Origin of the sequence: Polaromonas sp. (assembly GCF_029945895.1) — a bacterium.
GTDB lineage: Bacteria > Pseudomonadota > Gammaproteobacteria > Burkholderiales > Burkholderiaceae_C > Polaromonas.
In genome coordinates this window covers 166,733-188,936 of the sequence record NZ_JAQSDL010000043.1, presented here as the reverse complement: position 1 = coordinate 188,936, position 22,204 = coordinate 166,733, and the positions used below count along the sequence as shown (strand labels likewise).

Genomic DNA, 22,204 nt, shown 5'->3' with positions numbered 1-22,204 from the left:
CGCCACAAGGGGCCGCCGTCGGGGCCGCATAATCGAAGGCTTGCGAATCACGTCCGTCCGGGCTGATACCAGACCCCCCGAAAGGCAAGCGTGAAAAAGACATTCCAGCTCAACATCGAAGGCAAAAACCGGGATCGCGTGCTCGACGCCGTCAAGCACGACATCCGCAAATACGTCAAAAGGCAGCGCCGCGTGCCGCTGCCCGAGGGCGTGGACTACTGGGATTTCGACTGCCGTTTCGGCAGCAGCCCGGAAACGGCCGCCGTGGTGCATTTTGCGACCATCATGGGCTTGATCGACGCGCTTGCCGCGGAAGGCGGCGCTGCGTTTTACCTCGAACTGCTCGCCAAAGAGGGGCGCCGCACGGCCAGGCCCGTTGGCGTACCCGAAGAAAGCAGGGATGGGCAGGACGCTTCGTCCTGAAGCTTCCCTTGCATTTTCTCGAGTTCGACTACAGCGAAGACGCGCAGGGTGTGGGGACTTTTGACGCCATGGCGTCGGTCCGGCCCGACCAGGTGGCGGCCGTTCGCGCGGAAATCGTGCAGGTGCTGGAGTGGGCGCATTCGGCCTTTCCCGGCCTGCAGGCGCCGCTGGACGATGGCGGGGAGTGGGACTTCAATCTGCAGGAGCAGGAAGAGGAGGCGGGCGAGCGCTGGTACACGCTGACCCTGTCGATGGGCGGCAGCCCGCAGTTCTGCGCCGCCTTCAGGCAGCGTTTCGTGGCCGCTTGAGCCTCATTCCATTTCTAAATCATCCGTGCACGTTGTCGGCTTCGCTAGCCGTACGTCTGTGCTGTCGTCGCTTCGCCTTCGCGTTCACGAATGATGTAGAAAAGGAATCAAGCCTGCGGCGGCGGCAGTCCCAGCGCGTGAAAGACCTGGATTGCCGCCCAGGCGTCGTTGGCTGAATAAACGATCTGGCTTTCGGTGAGTTGGCGGTTCGCCCAGTTCGAGGTGGTGGCTTTTCTCGACTTGATGAAACGCCGGTTGAACACCACGGCCACCGCTCCGCGGACGCCGAGCTCTTTCGCGTAGCCGCGGCTCCTGAACACGACGTTGAGGTCCAGCACGTTGCGCGGCGAGACACCCAGCGTACGCCGGATCTGCTGATGGTCGCCGGCCAGCCCGAAACCCACCTTGGCGGCTGTTTCCAGTTCGAGCAGGGCCGACACGGTGTCGCGGCATCCCGCGTCATGCAACTGGAACACCCAGGCCTTGTGCAGGGTGGAAAACTGCACGACGTGCGGGCCCTCGGATACCTGGTCGCGGAAGAAGGTGGGTTTCGATTCGGTGTCAAAACCCAGCACGGTGCTGCCCGCCAGTGCCTGGAAGGCCTCCTCGGCCTGCTGGCGCGTCGAGACCACAAAAATATCGGGCAAGCCAAGCTGCGCCAGGGGCTCGAGCCGGGCAAGCTCCTCCCTGGTCGGAGACGGCAGATGCGGCATGCTGGGCGCCGGTGTTCAGGCCGGGGTGACGACGCTGGGGATGTCCGTGGCCGGCGGCGTGTTGCGGCTGCGGCCGCTGCGCACAATGCCGTCGATCATCACCATGCCCACACCGGGGATGTCGCCGCGCTGGACGCTGTCGAGCAGGTTCAGGCCGGATGAATGCTGGGCCTTGTCCATGAACACGAAGTCGGCATCGCGGCCGACCTCGATCAGGCCGCAGTTGAGCTGGCGAATGCGCGCCGTATTGCCGGTGGCAAAACAGAAGGCCAGTTCGGCCGGAATGTTGCCCAGGCTGGACAGCAGGGCGATGAGCCGCAACATGCCCAGCGGCTGCACGCCGGAGCCGGCGGGCCCGTCCGTGCCGAGGATCACGCGGTGCGGGCATTTGAGCTGTAGCGCGGCCTGCGCCGCCGCGATGGCGACTTTCTCGTTGCCGTTGTGCACGATCTCGATGGCGCGCGAGGACTTTTCACAGAGCTCGCAGACATGCTGCTCGGACAGGGCGGTGTGGCCGCCGTTGATGTGGCCGATCACGTCGGCGTCGGCTTCCAGCACCACGTCCTTGTCGATCAGGCCGGAGCCGGGAATCGACGGGCCACCGGTGTGGATGGTGCTCTGGATGCCGTACTTGCGGGCCCAGGCCACCATCTCCCTGGCTTCGTAGCCGGCCTTGACCGAGCCCAGTCCGACCTCGCCGAGCAGGGTCACCCCGGCTTCTGCCAGCTGTTTGAAATCGTCCTCGACCATGCCTTTTTCGATGATGGGGGCGCCAGCCAGCACCTTGACGCCACCGGGTCGGAAGTTGTCGAAAGCCCGCTGCGCGGTGATGGCCAGGGCCTTGAGCCCGACGATGTCCTTGGGCCGGCCGGGCAGGTGCACTTCGCCGGCCGAGATCATGGTGGTGACGCCGCCGTGCATGGTCGAATCAATCCAGCCAATCTGGTTTTGCCGTGGCGTCCAGTCCCCGAAGACCGGATGGACATGGCTGTCGATCAGGCCCGGGCAGACACAGGTCTGGTGCGCATCGATGATGGTCTGCGCGCCCTCGGTGTTGCAGTCCTTGGCCTTGCCGACGGCGACGATCAGCCCGTCGTTCACGACAATCGTGTCGGCGTCCAGAATCGGCTGGTCGATGTCCCCGGACAGCAGCAGTCCGATGTTCCTGATCACCACTTTTCCGGATTTTCCGGTCGATACAGCTTCTGCCATGTTGTTTGCCCTCTCAAAGGTCGTGGGTGGGAGTGTCCGCTGGCGGCGCGCAGGTGTCAGGGGTTGAGCCTCACTGTGCGCAGCACGGTGCTGGTGATGAAAGCCTGCCAGTCGGCCAGGGCTTCGGGTGTCTGCAGGTCTTCCCCCAGGAAGGCCGACAGTGTGTGGCGGTTGGAGATGTAGAAATAGCCGGTTGCGGCAATCAACAGGTAGACATTGCGTGCGGAAATATCAGCGCGAAACACCTTTTTCTTCACGCCACTTTCCAGCAGCTTCTGGATGATCGCGATGGCGGGCGACGAATACTCCCGGGCGCGCATGGACTTGGAGATGTGTTTGCCGCGGTGCAGGTTTTCGGTGTTGAGCAGCGTGATGAACTCGGGGTTCTTGCTGTAATAGGTCACGACAAAACGGATGACTTCCCTGAGCGAGTCTACCGGCTGTTCCAGGTCAAGATCGAGCTCCAGCTCGGCATCGTTCATCCGGCGGTACATGTCTTCCAGCACTTCGATGAACAGGCCTTCCTTGCTGCCGAAGTAGTAGTAAATCATGCGGTCGAAGGACTTGGCCGACTGCGAGATCTTTTCCACGCTGCCGCCTTCGTAGCCATACCGCGCAAAAACCTTGGTGGCAGCCCGCAGGATGTTGTCGCGCGTGGTTTGCGCGGCCTGCTCCCGCACACCCGTTCGTTTGGCAGGTGCGCGTTTGACTGCTGCCGGTCGGGGTTTGGTGGTCTTGGCAGTCATGGGCTCTCGTGAAGTGTGGGGGCTCTTTCCCTACCAACCGGGGCCGCGGATCTGGCTTGGCCAATCCGCAGGCGCAGCGCCCTCCCGGGGGGCAGCGAAGTACACGCAGTGACGAGCGTGGGGGCCATTTCATTGTTCGGCAAACGCACGCTCGATCACGAAGTCGCCGGGTCTGGAGGTGTTGCCCTCCACAAAGCCGCGTTTCTCAAGCATGTGTTTCAGGTCCTTGAGCATGCCCGGGCTGCCGCAGATCATGACGCGGTCTTGAGCGGGGTCCAGCGCAGGCAGCTTCAGGTCTTCAAACATCTTGCCGGTTTCCATCAGGTCGGTGACGCGGCCCATGTTGCGGTAACTCTCGCGCGTCACGGTCGGGTAATACAGCAGCTGTCTGGACACCATCTCGCCAAGGAACTCGTGTTGCGGCAGATGGTCCACGACCAGGTCGTGGTAGGCCAGCTCGTCGGTCTGGCGCACGCCATGCACCAGAACGATCTGCTCGAACTGTTCGTAAGTTGCCGGGTCGCGGATGATGCTCATGAAGGGCGCCAAACCGGTTCCGGTGGACAGCAGGTAAAGCCGCTTGCCTGGAAGCAGGTAGTCGATCACCAGGGTGCCGGTCGGCTTGCGTCCGACAATGATGGTGTCGCCCACCTTGATGTGCTGGAGACGCGACGTCAGGGGACCGTCGGGCACCTTGATGCTCAGAAACTCCAGGTGTTCCTCATGGTTGGGACTCACGATGCTGTAGGCCCGCAGCAGCGGCTTGTCGTTGACCCGCAGGCCTATCATCGTGAAATGGCCGTTGCTGAAGCGCAGCGAGGGGTCACGGGTGGTGGTGAAAGTAAACAGGCGGTCCGTCCAGTGATGCACGGACAGGACACGTTCTTCGTTAAAGGCGCTCATGGTGGTGAAGGTAGGCTGAGGGTTCGGGTTGGATGATTCAGCCGTCGAGATGAATGCTCGCCAGCTTACCGGTTTTGTCTTTCCATTGCTCCGCCGTTGCCAGGGGCGCGATGCGCCTGGAAATGGTGGGCCATTGTCGGGCGAGGCGCAGGTTGAGCTCGGAAAAGGGTTCGAACTGCGCGGGCATGTCCACATCCGCATAAATGGCGGTGACCGGACATTCGGGAATACACACGGCGCAGTCAATACACTCGTCCGGATCAATCACCAGAAAGTCCGGGCCCTCCCTGAAGCAGTCCACCGGACAGACGTCCACACAATCCGTGTATTTGCATTTGATGCAGGCATCGGTGACGACGTGGGTCATGAGGTCCTTGAGGGGGTCTGCCGGGGAGGCTGCCGGCGGTCGATGGCTTCAATGTGCCATACAAATGTAGTGAACGCAACATTTAAATGTAGTGTCCCCGACATTTTTTGCCGGATTGCGGATTGGACGTGTAAACACTATTGCGCGGCCCCCGCGTATGCGCTACATTGATTTCAAATGTAGCAAGTGCAACATCAAAGTTGAGCAAGCGCTACATCCGCAGTGGCGCGCAGGACGAAGGCAAACACGATGACCGAGCATACAAAGACGGACGGCTTACCAGGCATGGATTCCCCGGAACTTCCCCAGATGCTGGAGAAGGCCCGGCCACGCAGCGAGCGGATGAACAGCGAGAAGATCGAATGCAACGCCTGTCCGGTCCTGTGCCAGATTTCCGATGGCCGCAGCGGTGCTTGCGACCGGTATGCCAACCAGGGCGGGACGCTGGTCCGGGTCGACCCCGTGCTGCTGCTGCGTCGCACCCTGGGCGGCGCCGAGCCGGTGGTCGTGCCGTTCACCGGCCGTCCCGTTGTCGCGGGTGGGCCTGATCCGGCCGCGTCGCCGGATGCTGCGCCCGACGAAACATCCTGGAACGGTGATCTGCTGCTGGCCGACGAGGTGTTCATCACCGGCGTCGGTTCCTCGACCACCTATCCCGACTACAAGCCGGCGCCGTTCATCGTTTCCTCGCAGGCGGCAGGCGTGGACCTCGTGACGGTGGTCACCGAGGGCATCTTCAGTTATTGCAGCCTCAAGGTGAAGATAGACACCGACCGCTTCCTCGGCGCTGAACAGGCCAATGTACGCTGCAAGGGCGAAGTGGTGGGCCATGTGACCACGGCGGAGTACGGCTCCCAGATGCTGTCGCTGGGTGGCGTGCACCACCTGACCGGAGGCAGCAAGAAAGAGGGCCGCGTGACCGTCGAGATGATGATGGCGCTGGGCAACAAGCAGCCGGCCGAACTCACGATCGACGGCGGCTCCCAGATCCTGATCCAGGCCGGCCGGGCACCCATCGTCAACGGGGTGGAGGAAAAACGCATGCGGGTGGGCTGCGGGTCGGCCACCATCGGCATTTTTGCGAAACAGTTTTTTGGCAAGCTCGACGAGGTGGTGGTGGTCGACGACCACATCACCGGTGTGCTGACCGAGCACCAGGCCGGCCGCTGCCTGGACATGCGCCCCTCAGGCATCCGCATGCGGGGCCGCAAATCCACGCCGGGACGTTACTTCCAGGTGGCCAACCCCGGAACAGGGTGGGGCGGCACGGATATCGCCGATCCGCTGGCGATCATCGAGCGCTGGGATGCCGAGGCGGCCTGGCCTGGCCTGCGCCTGCTCATGACATCGACCACCGGCGAGCACGCGAGCTGGTATGTGCTGGATGACCTGCTTCAGCCGGTGGAGCAGCCTATGCCCGAAGACGTGCGCCGCATCGTCGAGCGCATCGGCGAGAACTGCGAACCCTCCCTGGCCACCGTGCTGTTCCTGGGCGGCGCCGGCGGCAGCCTGCGTGCCGGCGTTACCGAAAACCCGGTCCTGCTGACGCGCGCCATCAAGGAGGCGCTGGTCAATGTCACCTGCGGCGGCGCGCCGGCCTATGTCTGGCCCGGCGGCGGAATCACCGTGATGGTCGATGTCATGCGCATGCCGGACAACAGCTTCGGCACCGTACCGACACCAGCCATCGTCGCACCCATCGAATTCAGCATGAGGCTCGATGACTACCGTGCCTTGGGCGGCCACATGGACCATGTGCGTACGCTGGACGATGCACTGCGCCGGGGAGCCTGGCACAACGAAGGTGCGCCCATGTCCCGCAAGTGGGTGCCCTTGCCCGCCGCCAATCCGTGGCCGCTCGCGCGGCCGCCATTGCTGGGCTGAGGCGGGCGACGTATGAATGCCCAACGCACGCAACTGCCCGACGGCCGCTGGCATTTTCAGCACGGTCCGATGGACATCGTCATTGGGGCCAGCGGCCGCCCGGCCAGTGTCGAGGCTGCCCATGCGGCGGCGTGGGAGCGTTTCACCGGCATGCTGGATGAATTGGTGCAGGAGCTCGCCGTCCTGCGGCAACCCGTGAACGGCGACTGCCCCCTGCGGGGACCCATCGCACGGCGCATGTGGCATGCCTGCCAGCCCTACAAAAGCAGTTTCATCACACCGATGGCCGCGGTGGCCGGCGCCGTGGCCCAGGAGCTGATCGCTTCTTACGCCCTCAGCGGCGTGACGCGTGCCTGGGTCAACAATGGCGGCGACATTGCCCTGCATCTCACCCCCTCGCATTCGGTGCGCATCGGCCTCTATGCCGATCTTTCGCGCCTGAGCATGGGCGAAATCCTGGATGGTGTGCAGACCGATGGCCAGTTCGAGGTGGACAGTATGCTGCCCGTGCGCGGTGTCGCCACCAGCGGCTGGCGCGGTCGCAGCTTTTCACTCGGCATCGCCGACAGCGTCACGGTTCTCGCACGCACCGCGTCCGAGGCCGACGCCGCGGCCACCGTCATTGCCAATGCGGTCAATCTGCAGGATGACCGCATCCGCCGCCGGCCGGCCTGCGAATTGAAGGATGATTGCGACCTCGGCGCGATTCCCGTCACGGTGGATGTCCCGCCACTGGAGCCGGCGCTGGTGCATCAGGCCTTGCGGGCAGGCCTGAAGCGCGCGCAGGCCTTGCGCGCCGCGGGTCTGATCTGGTCGGCCGCGCTGGTTTGCCAGAATCAGGTGATGACCACCGATGCGGCGGAACGGGTTACCCTGAAAAATCGGGTTTCCGACGGTCGCAGAATGCAACTTGGTTCAGTATTTGCTTAATGAAATGGATGGACGCCAAGCGATGATTGAAATACGACGTATCTTCACGCATGTGGAGCAGATCTGGCACGAGTTTGGCCCGGTCGCCCCGGTGCCGCTGCTGCGCGGGGCGATTGGTGTTGTATTGACCAACCCCTTCGCAGGGCGTTACGAGCCCGACATCCTGCCGATGATGGCTGCACTGGACCCGGTCGGCCTGGATATGGCGCAGAGACTGCGCGCCGCGATGGACGTTCCCGCCGGAAGTATCGAGGGTTATGGCAAGGGCGCCATTGTGGGTGCTGCTGGTGAACTGGAGCATGGTGCGCTCTGGCATGTGCCAGGTGGTTATGCCATGCGCGAACTGCTGGGCTGGAAGGGTGATCCCAAGGCTTATGCCCAGGGTCAGGGCGAGGAGAAAACCGGTCAGCCCGGCAACGCCCTGTCCATCGTGCCTTCGACCAAAAAGGTAGGTGCGCCCGGCACGGCGCTGGACGTTCCGCTGACCCATGTCAATGCCGTCTATGTGCGCAGCCATTTTGACGCGATCGAAGTTCGCGTGCCCGGCGCCCCGCTGCCGGACGAAATTGTCTTTATTCTTGCCATGAGTACCGGTCCCCGTGTCCATGCGCGGGTGGGTGGGCTGGCAGCCCACGCCATCAGCAAGTGGGACGGCCTGCGCTGAGGCGCCATCGACACAACAACCCTGAGCAAGGAAGAATCAGCATGACAGCCAGCATCAGAAAAATCATCGTCCAGGTCGACGAGACCCGGATGGAAATGGGGCAAGCGGTCCACCCGCCGACACGGCGGGCGCTGGCCATGGCGGTGATCGCCAACCCGTTTGCCGGCAAGTACGTCGAGAACCTCGACGAGCTGATCGCCATCGGTGAAGAGCTTGGCGGCCTGCTGGGCGCCAAATGTGTGCAGGCGCTGGGCATCTCGCCCGCCCAGGCACAAAGTTACGGCAAGGCGGCGATTGTCGGCGAGGCCGGAGAACTGGAGCACGCTGCAGCCATCCTGCATCCCAAGCTCGGGGCGCCCCTGCGCCTGGCGGTCGAAAAAGGCGCGGCCCTTGTGCCCTCCAGCAAGAAGCGGGGCGGCCTGGGTACCGCGATCGACGTTCCGCTCGGGCACAAGGACGCGGCTTTTGTGCGCAGCCATTTTGACGCCATGGAAGCGCGGGTCGCCGATGCACCGCGTGCCAATGAAATTGTGGTTGCTGTCGTCGTCACAGACAGCGGCCGACCACTACCGCGCGTGGGCGGCTTGCAAGTCCACGACATCAAGGGCGAGGACGGGCTCCGCTAAGCAGCGCTCCTCAACAACCATTCCGATCCACGACAAGCAGGAGTTTTTATGAAGATGCAATACAGGGTGCTGGGCACCATGACATTTCTGGGTCTGATGGCCTCGCTGGGGACCGCCCACGCGCAGGGGGTCATCAAGATCGGCGAGATCAACAGCTACAAGGCCCAGCCCGCCTTTCTCGAGCCCTACAAAAAGGGCATGGAGCTGGCTGTCGAGGAAATCAACGCCGCCGGCGGCGTCAATGGCAAGAAGGTTGAACTGATTGTCCGTGACGACAACGCCAACCCCGGTGATGCGGTGCGTGCTGCCGAGGAGCTGGTTTCGCGCGAAAAGGTGGACGTGCTCACTGGCTCCTTTCTCTCGCACATCGGCCTGGCGCTGACGGACTTCGCGAAACAGAAGAAATTTTTCTTTCTCGCTGCCGAGCCGCTGACCGACAAGATCGTCTGGCAAAACGGTAACCGCTACACCTACCGCCTCCGCGCTTCCACCTACATGCAGGTGGCCATGCTGGTGCCCGACGCGGCTGCGATGAAGAAAAAGCGCTGGGCCGTGGTCTACCCCAACTATGAGTATGGTCAGTCGGCGGCCGCCAGCTTCAAGAAGCTGCTCAAAGAGGCGCAGCCCGATGTGGAGTTCGTCGCCGAACAGGCACCGCCTCTGGGCAAGGTGGACTCCGGCAGTGTGGTTCAGGCCCTGGCCGATGCCAAGCCGGACGCCATCTTCAATGTGCTTTTTGGCGCCGACCTGTCCAAGTTCGTGCGTGAGGGCAACACCCGCGGCCTGTTCCAGGGCCGCGAAGTGGTCAGCCTGCTGACCGGCGAACCCGAGTACCTGGATCCGCTGAAAGACGAGACGCCCAACGGCTGGCTGGTCACCGGTTACCCGTGGTATGGCATCCAGACGCCCGAGCACAAGGCCTTCTTCCTGGCTTACCACGGCAAGTACAAGGACTACCCGCGCCTGGGTTCCGTGGTGGGCTACAGCGCCATCAAGTCGCTGGCCGAAGGTATGAAAAAAGCCAAGTCGACCGATACCGAAAAAATGATCGCGGCCTTCAGCGGCCTGAAGGTCAGCACGCCTTTTGGCCCGGTGGTCTACCGTCCTGAAGATCACCAGTCCACGATGGGCGCCTACGTCGGACGCACCAAAAACGAGGGTGGCAAGGGTGTGATGGTGGACTACCGCTACATGGACGGCGCGAAATTCCAGCCGTCGGCCGCAGAAGTCAAGAAGCTGCGCCCAGCCGACTGAGCAGGCTGGCGCACGGCGACACCATGTTCGGTCCCGCGCCTTGCGCGCGGGTGCCGGCCGGAGGTGTCGCCGGCGACGGACTCCCGCATCGCGGCCCATGCCTGCCACGGCGCCTGCAAGAAGCTGTCTCCTCCCGTAAAAAAAGGTAATTCATGAGCTTTTCAGGCTTTGTCGTCCAGTTGCTCAACGGTCTGGCCGGTGCGTCGTCGCTGTTTCTCGTGGCGGCCGGGTTGTCGCTGATCTTTGGCGTGACGCGTATCGTCAACTTCGCGCACGGCTCATTTTTCATGGTCGGCATCTATGTGGCCTATTCGCTGGTGGCCACACTGGGCGGCACGGTTGGCTTCTGGCCGGCGCTGCTGCTGGCGGCACTCGCCGTTGGTGTGCTCGGTGCGCTGGTTGAAGTCCTGCTGCTGCGCCGCATCTACCGTGCACCAGAGCTGTTCCAGCTGCTGGCCACCTTTGCGCTGGGCCTGGTGATCAAGGACGGGGTGTTGTGGTTCTGGGGACCCGAGGAGTTGCTGGGCCCGCGGGCGCCCGGTCTGACAGGCTCGGTGTCCATCCTTGGCCGGCAGTTTCCTTCCTATGACCTGTTCCTCATTGTTGCTGGCCCGGTGGTGCTGGGCCTGCTCTGGTTGCTGTTGACCAAAACCCGCTGGGGGACGCTGGTGCGCGCCGCCACGCAGGACCGGGAGATGGTGAGCGCGCTCGGCGTCAACCAGGCCTGGCTGTTCACCGCGGTGTTTGCACTGGGCGCGTTGCTGGCAGGACTGGGCGGTGCGCTGCAGCTGCCGCGCGAACCCGCCAACCTCGAGATGGACCTCAACATCATTGGTGCCGCCTTTGTGGTGGTGGTGGTCGGCGGCATGGGTTCCATCCCGGGCGCCTATGTGGCGGCGCTGCTGATTGCCGAGTTGAAGGCCATCTGCATCTGGCTGGGCCTGGTGGAAATCTGGGGCGTCAGCATTTCGTTTTCCAAACTCACCCTGGTGGTGGAGTTTCTCGTGATGGCCGTTGTGCTGGTGGCCCGGCCCTGGGGCCTGTTCGGCCGGCCCCAGGCGACCAGCCGCCATGCCGGCACGGCCGAGGAGCCGCTGCGGCCGCCTGATCGCCTCTACAAATTCGGCGGCGCAGCCCTGCTGGCCCTGTTGGTCCTGATGCCTGCGCTGACCGCACAGTCGCCCTACGTCACGGTCCTGTTGATCGACCTGCTGGTGGCCGTGCTGTTTGCGGCCAGCCTGCACTTCATCATGGGTCCGGCCGGCATGCATTCCTTCGGCCATGCGGCCTATTTCGGCCTGGGGGCCTATGGCGCGGCCCTGCTGGTGCGCAGCCTGAACCTGCCGATGGAGGTGGCCCTGGTTGTTGCGCCTGCGCTGGCGGCACTGGGCGCCTTCATCTACGGCTGGTTCTGCGTGCGGCTGTCGGGCGTGTACCTGGCCATGCTGACACTGGCGTTTGCCCAGATCACCTGGGCGATCTGTTACCAGTGGGACGCCTTCACCGGCGGCAGCAACGGCCTCACCGGCGTCTGGCCGTCCGAATGGCTGGCCGACAAAAAAATGTACTACTACCTGACGCTGGCACTGGTGGCCGGAGCTGTGCTGATGATGCATCGCATGCTTTATTCACCCTTTGGTTACGCCATGCGTGCTGCGCGCGATTCAGTGCTTCGCTCCGACGCGATCGGCATCGACGTCAAACGCATGCAATGGGTGGCTTTTGTCATCGCCGGCACCTTCGCAGGCCTGGCCGGTGCGCTGTATGCCTTCTCCAAAGGCAGCATTTCCCCGGAAAGTCTGCATGTGAGCAAATCCATCGACGGGCTGGTCATGGTGCTGCTGGGCGGTGTGCAGACGCTGGTGGGGCCCATCGTCGGCGCCGTCACCTTCACCTGGCTGCACGACACGGTGGCGCGCAACACCGACTACTGGCGCGCCATGCTGGGTGCCATCATCCTGATCCTGGTGCTGCTGTTTCCGCAAGGGATTGCCGGCTTTGTCCAACAGCTGCTGTCGCGCCTGCGCGGCGCGAAAGAGGGGCAGTCATGAGCTTGCTCAAAGTATCCGGTCTGGGTAAATCGTTTGGGGGCGTCAAGGCGGTCGACGGCATCAGTTTCGAGCTGGCGGCCGGCGAGCTGCTGGCGCTGATCGGGCCCAACGGCGCCGGCAAGTCCACCACCTTCAACATGGTCAACGGCCAGTTGCGGGCCGATGCCGGTTCCATCGAACTGGGCGGCCAGGAACTGATTGGCCTGGCCCCGCGCGACATATGGCGGCTCGGTGTAAGCCGGACCTTCCAGATTGCAGAAACCTTTTCCTCGCTGACGGTGGTGGAGAACGTGCAGATGGCCTTGCTGTCGTCGGACCGCAAGCTGTTTTCCATGTGGCGCCGCGCGTCTGGCCACAAGCGCGACGAGGCGCTGGTGCTGCTCGACCAGGTCAACATGAAGACCCAGGCAGACCGACCCTGCAGCGTGCTGGCCTATGGCGACGTCAAGCGGGTGGAGCTCGCGATGGCCATGGCCAACAACCCCAAGCTGCTGTTGATGGACGAACCCACGGCCGGCATGGCGCCCAGGGAGCGCAACGAACTGATGGCCCTGACCAAACAACTGGTCGTTGACCGCGGCATGGCGGTGCTGTTCACGGAGCACAGCATGGACGTGGTGTTTGCCTATGCCGACCGCATGATTGTGCTGGCCCGGGGGCGCTTGATTGCAGAAGGCAAGCCGCTGGAAATCCGCGACCACCCCAAAGTCCAGGAGGTCTATTTCGGCAGCGGAAAAACCTTCGAGAAAAAGACACTGGAAAAGGATGCCGCCTCATGAGCGCCGTGAATCAAGTCCTGCTGCAGGCCCAGGGCCTGTGCGCCTGGTATGGCGCCGCCCAGATCCTCTATGACGTGGGCATCGAGGTGCGGCGTGGCGAGGTGGTGGCCCTGATGGGGCGCAACGGCGCCGGGAAATCGACGACGCTCAAAACGCTGATCGGCATGCTGGACAAGCGGCGCGGCAGTGTTTCCTTCCTCGGGACCGACATTTCAAAAAGCGAACCCCACCATGCGGCGCGCATGGGTCTGGGTTTTGTGCCGGAAGACAGGCGCATCTTCACCGACCTGACGGTGATGGAGAACCTGGAAGTGGGGCGCCAGCCGCCACGCCGCTGGCCGGACGGCAGTGAAGCGCCGGTCTGGACGCCCGAGCGGCTGTTCAAGCTGTTCCCGAACCTCGGCGAGATGCCGGACCGCCAGGGAGGCCGCATGAGCGGCGGCGAGCAGCAGATGCTGACGGTAGCGCGCACCCTGATGGGCAACCCCTACCTGGTGCTGCTGGATGAGCCCTCCGAAGGGGTGGCGCCGGTGATTGTCGAGCAGATGGCGCACATGATCCTGGAGCTCAAGTCGCAGGGCGTCAGCATCCTGCTGTCTGAACAGAACATGCATTTTGCGGAGCTGGTGTCGGACCGGGCCTATGTGCTCGAGAAGGGCCAGATCCGTTACGAGGGTTCCATGGCCGAACTGTCGGCCAACGAAGAGGTGCGGCGCGCCTATCTCAGCGTTTAGTGCGCCGGTGTCGTGTTGTCTTAACCCGTTTCAAGGAGATCCCATCATGCATCCAGCTACCCGCAGAACCCTGTTGAAAACCCTGTCCGGCGCCGGCCTCGTGGCGGCTGCCGGCCTGGCAGGCCGCGTGGCCATGGCCGCCGGCATCAAGCCTGACGCCAAAAGCGCGCTGATTGTTGTTGATGTGCAGAACTGTTTCGTGACCGGCGGCACGCTGCCGGTCAAGGGCGGCGAAGAGGTGGTTCCGGTCATCAATAAACTCGCCGCGGCTTTCGAGAACATCGTGATCACGCAGGACTGGCACACCAAGGGCCATGCGTCCTTTGCCAGCACCCACGCGGGAAAGAAGCCCTTCGAAGTCAAAAAACTGGCCTATGGCAACCAGGTGCTCTGGCCTGACCACTGCGTGCAGGGGACGGACGACGCGGCCCTGCACAAGGACCTGTCGCTGCCCACGGCCCAGGTCATTGTGCGCAAGGGCTACCACCAGGAAGTGGACAGCTATTCGGCCTTCACCGAAGCCGACGGCAAGACACCAACCGGCCTGGGCGGCTACCTCAAACAGCGCGGCATCAAAAAGGTGTTTGTGACCGGGCTGGCGACCGATTTCTGCGTCGCCTGGACGGCGATGGATGCGCGCAAGGCGGGCCTCGAAGTCTATGTGATCGAGGATGCCACGCGCGCCATTGACCTGAACGGATCGCTGGCCGCAGCCTGGAAACAGATGACGGCCAAGGGCGTCAAACGCATCCAGTCCACCGACCTGGCCTGAAGCGCGACCTGACTTGCTCCTGCATTCAATGAATCCGCAGGTCGTGACCTTTAGCGTCAACCGCTTGACGCACACGCTGACGGTTTCGCCGCAGGCCTCTCTGCTGGGGGCGCTGCGCAACGACCTGGAACTCAACAGCCCCAAATACGGCTGTGGCCTGGGTGAATGCGGAGCCTGCACGGTGCTGGTGGACGGCGTGGCCGCGCGCGCCTGCGTGATCCCGGCCAGCGGCGTGGCCGGCCGCGAGATCACCACGCTGGAAGGCCTGGGGTCTCTCGAGGCGCTGCATCCGGTGCAGCAGGCTTTTATCGACGAGCAGGCGGCCCAGTGCGGTTACTGTCTGAGCGGCATGATCATGATGACGGTGGCGCTGCTGGCGCGCAAGCCGGATCCGACGGATGAAGAGATACGCCGCGAACTGTCCGGCAACCTCTGCCGTTGCGGTACCCATCTGGAGATCATGAATGCGGTGCGGCGTGCGGCAGAACTCTTGCGGCGGGCTGGTGCCCCGGGCCCCCGGCCATGACGCGCCGCGCGGACACCCCGCTCACCCGTGCCGACTTTCATGCGGCAGGGGGTGTGTTGCTGGTCACGCGCGAGCCCCCACCTGCGCCGGCGCCCGCGCCGGGCCAGCCCGCGCTGGTCAGTGGCAATCCGCTGGAGGGCGTGGAGATACTGCTCGCTGTCTGGGATGACGGCAGCGTCACGGCCCTGAACGGCCACGTGGACCTGGGCACCGGCATTCGCACCGCGCTTGGCCAGATCGTCGCGGAAGAGCTCGATGTGGCGCTGGCCCGTATCAACATGGTGCTGGGTGATACCAGCCGCGCGCCGAACCAGGGCGCCACGATTGCCAGTGCATCGATACAGATTCACTCGGTGCCGCTGCGGGCGGCGGCAGCCCAGGCGCGCGCCTGGCTGGTGGACCGGGCCGCCGGTGTGCTGCAGGTGGACAGGGCGCTGCTGACGGTCCGTGACGGCCAGGTGTCGGTGATCGGCAGTGACGGCCGGTCAGTGGCTTACGGCGCGCTGGTGGCCGGGCAGCATGTGGAGCTTTCGCTGGCGCTGGACTCGCCGCTGAAGTCCCCGCAGGACTACCGCATCGTCGGCACCAGCACGGCGCGGGTGGACATACCAGCCAAGGCCACCGGAGCGTTGACCTTTGTTCACGACATGCGCGTGCCGGGCATGCTGCACGGCCGCGTGGTGCGCCCGCCCTATGCCGGGGCCGACCATGGCGACTTCATTGGCAACACGCTGGAGGCTGTGGACGAATCGTCGATCGCCCACATTCCAGGCATCCGGGCGGTCGTGGTCATCCGCGATTTCATCGGCATCGTCGCTGAGCGCGAGGAACACGCCGAGCAGGCACTGCGCGAGCTGCGCGTCCAGTGGAAGCCATGGCCAGGTTTGACGAAGCTCGATGATCTGGAAGGCGCCATCCGCGCCAACCCGGCAACGCAGCGCAAGCTGATTGACGAAGGCGATGTGGATGCCGCGATGGCGGGCGCGGCACAGCGTTTGCCACGCAACTACGTCTGGCCTTATCAAATGCACGGGTCCATCGGCCCGTCTTGCGCGCTGGCGGACTGGCAGGCTAAAGAGCCCCCACACTCGCCCACTGTGTGTGGCTCACTGCCCCCCGAGGGGGCCGCGTCCCGGCTTGGGAGCGGCCCGGCGGCGGAACACCGCCTGACAGTCTGGGCCGGTAGCCAGAACCCGCACGTGCTGCGCGCCGACCTGTCGCGCCTCATGGGCCTGCCGGACACGGCCATCGACGTGATCCGCATGGAGGCGGCTGGCTGCTACGGACGCAACTGCGCCGACGATGTGGCGGCCGATGCGGCCCTGCTCTCGCGCGCGGTCGGTGCGCCGGTGCGGGTGCAACTGACGCGCGAGCAGGAGCATGCCTGGGAGCCCAAGGGCGCGGCCCAACTGATGCAGGTCAACGGCGGCTTGAATGCCGACGGCTCGGTCGCCGCTTACGACTTCCAGACCTCTTACCCGTCCAATGGGGCGCCGACGCTGGCGCTGTTGCTCACACGCACCGTCGAGCCGGTGGCGCGCGCCTACGAGATGGGCGACCGCAGCGCCCGCCCGCCTTACGACTACGAGAACCTGCGCGTGTCGGTCAACGACATGCCGCCCATGCTGCGCGCCTCCTGGCTGCGTGGTGTGTCGGCCCTGCCCAATTCCTTTGCGCACGAGTCCTACATTGACGAGCTGGCCACGGCCGCCGGCGTGGACCCGGTCGAGTTCCGGCTGCGTTACCTGAGCGAGCCACGTGCCGCCGAACTGCTGCGCGCCACGGCCGACCGCGCCGGCTGGAAAGTCCATACCCAGCCGCAGCAACAGGCGGGGGAGCAAGGCGAGGCGTCCGACATCGTTCACGGCCAGGGTGTGGCTTACGCGCGTTATGTGCACAGCAAGTGGCCGGGTTATGGGGCGGCCTGGGCCGCCTGGGTCGCTGACGTCGAGGTCAACCGGAAAACCGGTGAGGTGCAGGTCAGGCGCGTGGTGGTGGGCCATGACGCCGGCACCCTGATCAACCCCGCAGGAGTGCAGCACCAGATCCATGGCAACGTGGTGCAGACCACCAGCCGGGCGCTGACCGAGCAGGTGACCTTGAACCCGAAGACGAACACCGTGGCCAGCCTGGAATGGGGCAGCTACCCCATCCTGAGTTTCCGGGATGTACCGGTGATCGAGGTGGTGACCATGGCGCGCCCGGGCGAGCCGCCGCTGGGCGCGGGAGAGTCCTCGTCGGTGCCGGGTACCGCCGCCATTGCCAATGCCATTTTTGACGCGACCGGCGTGCGCTTTCGCCAGCCACCTTTCACCGCGGAAGTGGTGCGTGCCGCGTTACAGCCGGCGCCCGATCCGGTGACCTCTGTGGCGCCGGCCCTGGTCGCACCGCCCGCGTTGGTCCGCCCGCCCGACAACGCGCCCTGGCCCCGGGGCCTGGGCCGGTGGTCGCGTGCCGGCGCGATGCTGGCAGGGGTGTTTGGTCTGGCCGCTGCGCTGCTGGGCTGGCGTCCTGCGATTGCGCCGGTGTTGTCCGGCGGTTCATCGATTTACACCGCGGCGACGATTGAACGTGGCCGGCAACTGGCGGCGGCTGGTGATTGTGTGGTGTGCCACACCGCGCCCGGTGGCATCCCGAATGCGGGCGGCCGCGCCATGGACACGCCCTTCGGAAAAATAGTCACCACCAATCTCACGCCCGATGCCCAGACCGGCATCGGCCTGTGGTCCTTCAGCGCCTTCCAGCGTGCCATGCGTGAAGGCATCTCGCGCGATGGCCACCACCTGTACCCGGCTTTTCCCTACACGGCCTTTGCCAAAACCAGTGACGACGACCTGACCGCGCTGTATGCCTGGCTGATGGTCCAGCCGGCCGTGTCTTCGAAGACGCCCGCCACGCAGCTGACATTCCCCTTCAATGTGCGTCCCCTGATGGCGATGTGGAATGCGATGTTCCATGACCCGTCGCCCTACCAGGCGAATCCGGCCCAAACCGTCGAATGGAACCGCGGCGCCTACCTGGTCAATGGCCTGGGCCATTGCAGCGCCTGCCACACGCCGCGCAATGCGCTGGGCGCCGAACGTGACGGCCCGGCCTTCCTCTCCGGTGCCGTGGTCGATGGATGGGAGGCGCCCGCGCTGACGGCCCTGTCACGCGCGCCGGTACCCTGGACCTCGGGCGAGCTGTACCGCTACCTGCGCAGCGGCTACAGCCTGCAGCACGGCGCCGCTGCGGGGCCCATGGGTCCGGTGGTCAGAGAACTCGGGGCCTTGCCCGATGACGATATCCGCGCCATGGCCAGCTACCTGAGCTCGTTCAATCGCCCCCTGGCCGAGCCCGAAAGTGCTGAACGTGTACGGCAGGTGGTGCTGGCGGCGCAGCAAAGCGGCGCGGCGCTGCCCGGTCCTGGCCAGCGCCTGTTCAACGGCGCCTGCGCCTCCTGCCACCATGACGGCGACGGCCCCAAGCTGCTGGGTGTCAACACACCGCTGGCCCTGAACAGCAAGCTGCACAGCGAGCGGCCTGACAACCTGGTTCGCGTGATTCTGGACGGCATTCGCGCGCCCGCAACGACAGAGATTGGTTTCATGCCGGCTTTCCGCCACAGCCTGGACGACGACCAGATTGCCACGCTGGCAAGCTACATGCGCAGCCGGTTTGCGCCGGGGCAGCCTGCCTGGAAAGACCTGCCGGCCGCCGTGTCCCGCTTGCGCGCCACAGCAGGAAGCCATGAGGGTACAGCTGGTTTGCTATCGAATAAGTAGCTGCTGGCGCACGCCAGTATTGGGCTAGAGCTTATTTTGACACGCCAAGCCACTGCGCCAGCACCTCGGCCGTGTGTTCGCCCAACAGCGGCGGCGGCCGCTGGTAAGCCACCGGCGAGCCGGACAGGCGGATCGGATTGGCCACCAGCGGCACACTGCCGGCCAGCGCGTGCGGCATGTTGATGTGCAGGCCGCGCGATTGCACCTGCGGGTCGGCAAACACCTCATCAATGCGGTTGATCGGGCCGCAGGGCACACCGGCGGCTTCCAGCGCTGCAATCCAGTCGGCCGAAGTCCGCATCACCGTGGCCTGGCGCAGCAGGGGCACCAGCACGGCGCGGTTGGCCACACGCTGCGCGTTGGTGGAAAAACGCTCATCTGCCGACCATTCGGGGTGATCCGCGACCTCGCAGAATTTGACAAACTGCCCGTCATTGCCAATGGCCAGGATGATGTCGCCATCGGCCGTGGGGAAGGCCTGGTAGGGCACGATGTTCGGATGCGCATTGCCCATGCGGCGCGGCACCAGCCCGCCCGCCAGGTAGTTGGACGCCTGGTTCGCCAGGCAGGCAATCTGCACGTCCAGCAACGCCAGGTCGATGTGTTGTCCCAGGCCGGATGTTTCACGCTCTGCCAGTGCCGCCTGCACGGCAATCGTGGCATAAAGCCCGGTCATGATGTCGGTCAGTGCCACGCCGACTTTCTGCGGGCCGGCGCCTGGCTCACCATCGGGCTGGCCAGTCACACTCATCAGCCCGCCCATGCCCTGGATCAGGAAGTCGTAACCCGCGCGCGCCGCATACGGGCCGGTCTGGCCGAAGCCGGTGATGGAGCAATACACCAGGCGCGGGTTGGCCGCGCTCAGGCTCGCGTAGTCCAGCCCGTAGCGCTTGAGGCCGCCAACCTTGAAGTTTTCCAGCACCACGTCGGCCTGCTGCGCCAGGGCGCGAACCTGTGCCTGGCCTGCCGGTGTGGCCATGTCGATGGCAACCGAACGTTTGTTGCGGTTGGCGCAAAGAAAATAGGCGGCCTCGGTGGTGTCGCGGCCCGCCGCATCTTTCAGGTAGGGCGGGCCCCAGGCGCGCGTGTCGTCACCGCCCTGCGGTTTTTCCACCTTCACCACGTCGGCACCCAGGTCGGCGAGCAGTTGCCCGGCCCAGGGGCCGGCGAGCACACGCGACAGATCCAGCACCCGGACGCCGGCGAGCGGCGGCGGGCGAACAGCGGGGTCTGTCATGACTTCAGGAAAACGCGGCGATGCCAGTGATGGCGCGGCCCAGGATCAGCGCATGCACGTCGTGTGTGCCTTCGTAGGTGTTGACGACTTCGAGGTTGACCAGGTGGCGCGCCACGCCGAACTCGTCGCTGATGCCGTTGCCGCCCAGCATGTCGCGCGCCATGCGGGCAATGTCCAGCGCCTTGCCGCAGGAGTTGCGTTTCATGATGGAGGTGACTTCAACCGCGGCCGTGCCTTCGTCCTTCATGCGGCCCAGGCGCAGGCAACCCTGCAGGCCGAGTGCGATTTCGGTTTCCATGTCGGCGAGTTTTTTCTGGATCAGCTGGTTGGCGGCCAGCGGGCGGCCGAACTGCTTGCGGTCCAGCGTGTATTGGCGCGCCTTGTGAAAGCAATCTTCCGCTGCACCCAGCGCGCCCCAGGCGATGCCGTAACGGGCCGAGTTCAGGCAGGTGAACGGGCCCTTGAGGCCACGCACCTCGGGGAAGGCGTTTTCCTCGGGGCAGAACACCTCGTCCATGACGATTTCGCCGGTGATGGACGCGCGCAGGCCGACCTTGCCGTGCACGGCCGGTGCGCTCAGGCCTTTCCAGCCTTTTTCCAGCACAAAGCCGCGAATGGAGCCTTCGTCGTCCTTGGCCCAGACCACAAACACGTCGGCGATCGGGCTGTTGGTGATCCACATCTTGGCGCCCGAGAGCTTGTAGCCGCCGTCCACCTTTTTGGCGCGCGTGATCATGCTGCCGGGGTCGGAGCCATGGTTGGGTTCGGTCAGGCCGAAGCAGCCGATCCATTCGCCGGTGGCCAGTTTCGGCAGGTATTTCTGTTTCGTGGCTTCGTTGCCGAACTCGTTGATCGGCACCATCACCAGCGAGGACTGCACACTCATCATGGAGCGGTAGCCGGAGTCGACACGTTCGACCTCACGCGCGGCCAGGCCGTAACAGACGTAGTTCAGGCCGGCGCCGCCGTAGGCTTCGGGAATGGTGCTGCCCAGCAGGCCGAGCGAGCCCATCTCGCGAAAAATCGCCACATCGGTTTTTTCATGGCGGAAGGCTTCCAGCACGCGCGGTGCCAGTTGCTCCTGGCAATAGGCGCTGGCGGTGTCACGCACCATGCGTTCGTCGTCGCTCAGCTGCTGGTCGAGCAACAGGGGGTCGGCCCAGTGGAAGCTGGCTTTTTGGGGGCTGGTGCGCATGGGGAATCTCCAAAGGGAAAAGGATTGGTAAGGCCTGTCTGTGTGCATAAATCGCAACTCAGGAGACCGGCGAACGCGTGGCGATGGGTAAAGCATACGCTCAGCCCGCGCCCCGGCGCAACCGATGATTTGGAACGGGTTTGTGCAAAAATGGAACTCCAACCAAGCCACCCCCGCAGGAGCCCGCCATGCGACGAAAAATCCCTTCCACCACGGCGCTGGCGCTGTTTGAATCAGCGGCGCGGCATCAGAGTTTTACCCAGGCGGCGCAGGAGCACGCCGTCACCCAGAGTGCGGTGTGCCGTCAGATCGCCGGCCTGGAGGACTTCCTGAGCGTCAAGCTGTTCCGGCGCACCAAACGCGGCGTCCTGCTTACCGAAGCGGGCACCAACTACGCCCGCAACGTACGTGCCCGTCTCGATGATGTGGAACGCGATACGCTGGCCCTGATGGCCAAGGGCGGCGCCGGCGGTGCGCTGGAGCTCGGCGTGGTGCCGACGTTTGCCGCCAGATGGCTGGTGCCGCGGCTCGGCGATTTCCAGCGCCAGCACCCCGATATTGCCGTGCACCTGTCGTCGCGCACGCGGCCCTTCCTGTTTGCCGATACCGCGCTGGATGCGGCGATTTTTGCGGGCGACGCCGGCTGGCCGGGCACCGAGTCCTGTTTCCTGATGGACGAGCAGCTGGTGGCGGTCGGCAGCCCGGCGCTGGTCAAGACGCGGCGCACGCTGAAAGCTGCGGACCTGGCGCAGCTGCCGCTGCTGCAGATGAGCACGCGGCCTTACGCGTGGCGGCAGTGGTTTGAATCGCTGGGCCTGCAGATCGACAACGACCTGGCCGGCGCGCGCATGGAGCTGTTTTCCATCACCACCGAGGCGGCCATTCACGGGCAAGGCCTGGCGTTGGTCCCGCGTTTCCTGATTGAAGAGGATCTGAAGCAGGGCCGGCTGGTGCCGCTGATCGAGCACGCGTTCGTCAGCGACCGGCGTTATTACCTCATTTACCCGGAGCAGAAGTCCGACAACACGGTGCTGGCGTTGTTTCGAGCCTGGCTCGACGACCAGGCCACCCGTTACCGGGGTGCACCGAGTTCTGTTCCCGAGGTGGCCTAGCAGG

The 22,204-nt window shown here is 64.6% G+C and carries 21 protein-coding genes; 14 read left to right on the top strand and 7 right to left on the bottom strand.

Annotated elements, in window-relative coordinates; genetic code table 11:
• Positions 1–90: 90 nt before the first annotated feature.
• Both PSV33_RS06180 and PSV33_RS06175 read left to right on the top strand, forming a co-directional pair.
• Positions 91–423: a DUF6172 family protein gene (locus PSV33_RS06180; protein ID WP_300559890.1), complete on the top strand. Its 333-nt coding sequence runs from the start codon at positions 91–93 to the stop codon at positions 421–423.
• Between the two features lie 8 nt (positions 424–431).
• Positions 432–731, top strand: coding sequence for a hypothetical protein (locus tag PSV33_RS06175; protein WP_300559889.1), 300 nt, complete (start codon positions 432–434; stop codon positions 729–731).
• 107 nt (positions 732–838) lie between these two features.
• Here PSV33_RS06175 and PSV33_RS06170 read toward each other — a convergent pair whose 3' ends face one another.
• From PSV33_RS06170 to fdxA, 5 genes are all read right to left on the bottom strand, one after another.
• The gene (locus PSV33_RS06170; RefSeq protein WP_300559887.1) at positions 839–1,444 is read right to left on the bottom strand and encodes a 3'-5' exonuclease; all 606 of its coding nucleotides are present in this window, start codon (positions 1,442–1,444) and stop codon (positions 839–841) included.
• A gap of 15 nt (positions 1,445–1,459) precedes the next feature.
• Positions 1,460–2,656 carry an amidohydrolase family protein gene (locus tag PSV33_RS06165; RefSeq protein ID WP_300559885.1) on the bottom strand — a complete coding sequence of 399 codons (1,197 nt, stop codon included), beginning with the start codon at positions 2,654–2,656 and terminating at the stop codon, positions 1,460–1,462.
• A gap of 56 nt (positions 2,657–2,712) precedes the next feature.
• Positions 2,713–3,402: a TetR/AcrR family transcriptional regulator gene (locus PSV33_RS06160; protein WP_300559883.1), complete on the bottom strand. Its 690-nt coding sequence runs from the start codon at positions 3,400–3,402 to the stop codon at positions 2,713–2,715.
• A gap of 129 nt (positions 3,403–3,531) precedes the next feature.
• Positions 3,532–4,305, bottom strand: coding sequence for a ferredoxin--NADP reductase (locus PSV33_RS06155; protein ID WP_300559881.1), 774 nt, complete (start codon positions 4,303–4,305; stop codon positions 3,532–3,534).
• A 37-nt stretch (positions 4,306–4,342) separates the two neighbouring features.
• A complete protein-coding gene (fdxA, locus tag PSV33_RS06150; RefSeq protein WP_300559879.1) occupies positions 4,343–4,672 on the bottom strand; it encodes a ferredoxin FdxA in 330 nt (109 codons plus the stop codon).
• A gap of 249 nt (positions 4,673–4,921) precedes the next feature.
• Between fdxA and PSV33_RS06145 the strand changes: the two genes are divergently transcribed.
• The 11 genes from PSV33_RS06145 (at position 4,922) to PSV33_RS06095 (ending at position 18,656) form a co-directional block, all read left to right on the top strand.
• Complete coding sequence (locus tag PSV33_RS06145; RefSeq protein WP_300559877.1) at positions 4,922–6,556, top strand: 6-hydroxynicotinate reductase; 1,635 nt, start codon at positions 4,922–4,924, stop codon at positions 6,554–6,556.
• A gap of 12 nt (positions 6,557–6,568) precedes the next feature.
• A complete protein-coding gene (locus PSV33_RS06140; RefSeq protein ID WP_300559875.1) occupies positions 6,569–7,486 on the top strand; it encodes a UPF0280 family protein in 918 nt (305 codons plus the stop codon).
• Between the two features lie 22 nt (positions 7,487–7,508).
• A complete protein-coding gene (locus PSV33_RS06135) occupies positions 7,509–8,150 on the top strand; it encodes an amino acid synthesis family protein (RefSeq protein ID WP_300559873.1) in 642 nt (213 codons plus the stop codon).
• 41 nt (positions 8,151–8,191) lie between these two features.
• Complete coding sequence (locus tag PSV33_RS06130; RefSeq protein WP_300559871.1) at positions 8,192–8,776, top strand: amino acid synthesis family protein; 585 nt, start codon at positions 8,192–8,194, stop codon at positions 8,774–8,776.
• Between the two features lie 78 nt (positions 8,777–8,854).
• Complete coding sequence (locus PSV33_RS06125; RefSeq protein ID WP_300560043.1) at positions 8,855–10,030, top strand: ABC transporter substrate-binding protein; 1,176 nt, start codon at positions 8,855–8,857, stop codon at positions 10,028–10,030.
• A gap of 152 nt (positions 10,031–10,182) precedes the next feature.
• Positions 10,183–12,081 (top strand): ABC transporter permease, encoded by a 1,899-nt coding sequence (locus tag PSV33_RS06120; RefSeq protein ID WP_300537733.1) that lies wholly within the window; start codon positions 10,183–10,185, stop codon positions 12,079–12,081.
• On the top strand, positions 12,078–12,860 hold the full coding sequence (locus tag PSV33_RS06115) for an ABC transporter ATP-binding protein (RefSeq protein WP_300559869.1): 783 nt from the start codon (positions 12,078–12,080) through the stop codon (positions 12,858–12,860). The genes PSV33_RS06120 and PSV33_RS06115 overlap by 4 nt, the downstream gene beginning before the upstream one ends.
• The gene (locus PSV33_RS06110; RefSeq protein WP_300559867.1) at positions 12,857–13,594 is read left to right on the top strand and encodes an ABC transporter ATP-binding protein; all 738 of its coding nucleotides are present in this window, start codon (positions 12,857–12,859) and stop codon (positions 13,592–13,594) included. The genes PSV33_RS06115 and PSV33_RS06110 overlap by 4 nt, the downstream gene beginning before the upstream one ends.
• Before the next feature lie 46 nt (positions 13,595–13,640).
• Complete coding sequence (pncA, locus tag PSV33_RS06105) at positions 13,641–14,366, top strand: bifunctional nicotinamidase/pyrazinamidase (protein WP_300559865.1); 726 nt, start codon at positions 13,641–13,643, stop codon at positions 14,364–14,366.
• 28 nt (positions 14,367–14,394) lie between these two features.
• Positions 14,395–14,892, top strand: coding sequence for a (2Fe-2S)-binding protein (locus PSV33_RS06100; protein ID WP_300559863.1), 498 nt, complete (start codon positions 14,395–14,397; stop codon positions 14,890–14,892).
• Positions 14,889–18,656 (top strand): molybdopterin cofactor-binding domain-containing protein, encoded by a 3,768-nt coding sequence (locus tag PSV33_RS06095; RefSeq protein ID WP_300559861.1) that lies wholly within the window; start codon positions 14,889–14,891, stop codon positions 18,654–18,656. Before PSV33_RS06100 ends, PSV33_RS06095 begins: the two co-directional genes overlap by 4 nt.
• Positions 18,657–18,687: 31 nt before the next feature.
• On the opposite strand, the gene PSV33_RS06090 is transcribed toward PSV33_RS06095, so the two are convergent.
• Complete coding sequence (locus PSV33_RS06090) at positions 18,688–19,893, bottom strand: CaiB/BaiF CoA-transferase family protein (RefSeq protein ID WP_300559859.1); 1,206 nt, start codon at positions 19,891–19,893, stop codon at positions 18,688–18,690.
• A gap of 4 nt (positions 19,894–19,897) precedes the next feature.
• Positions 19,898–21,088 (bottom strand): acyl-CoA dehydrogenase, encoded by a 1,191-nt coding sequence (locus tag PSV33_RS06085; RefSeq protein ID WP_300559857.1) that lies wholly within the window; start codon positions 21,086–21,088, stop codon positions 19,898–19,900.
• A 188-nt stretch (positions 21,089–21,276) separates the two neighbouring features.
• Here PSV33_RS06085 and PSV33_RS06080 point away from each other — a divergent pair, with 188 nt between their 5' ends.
• Positions 21,277–22,200, top strand: a complete 924-nt coding sequence (locus PSV33_RS06080) for a LysR substrate-binding domain-containing protein (protein WP_300559855.1) — start codon at positions 21,277–21,279, stop codon at positions 22,198–22,200.
• The last annotated feature ends 4 nt before the right edge of the window (positions 22,201–22,204 follow it).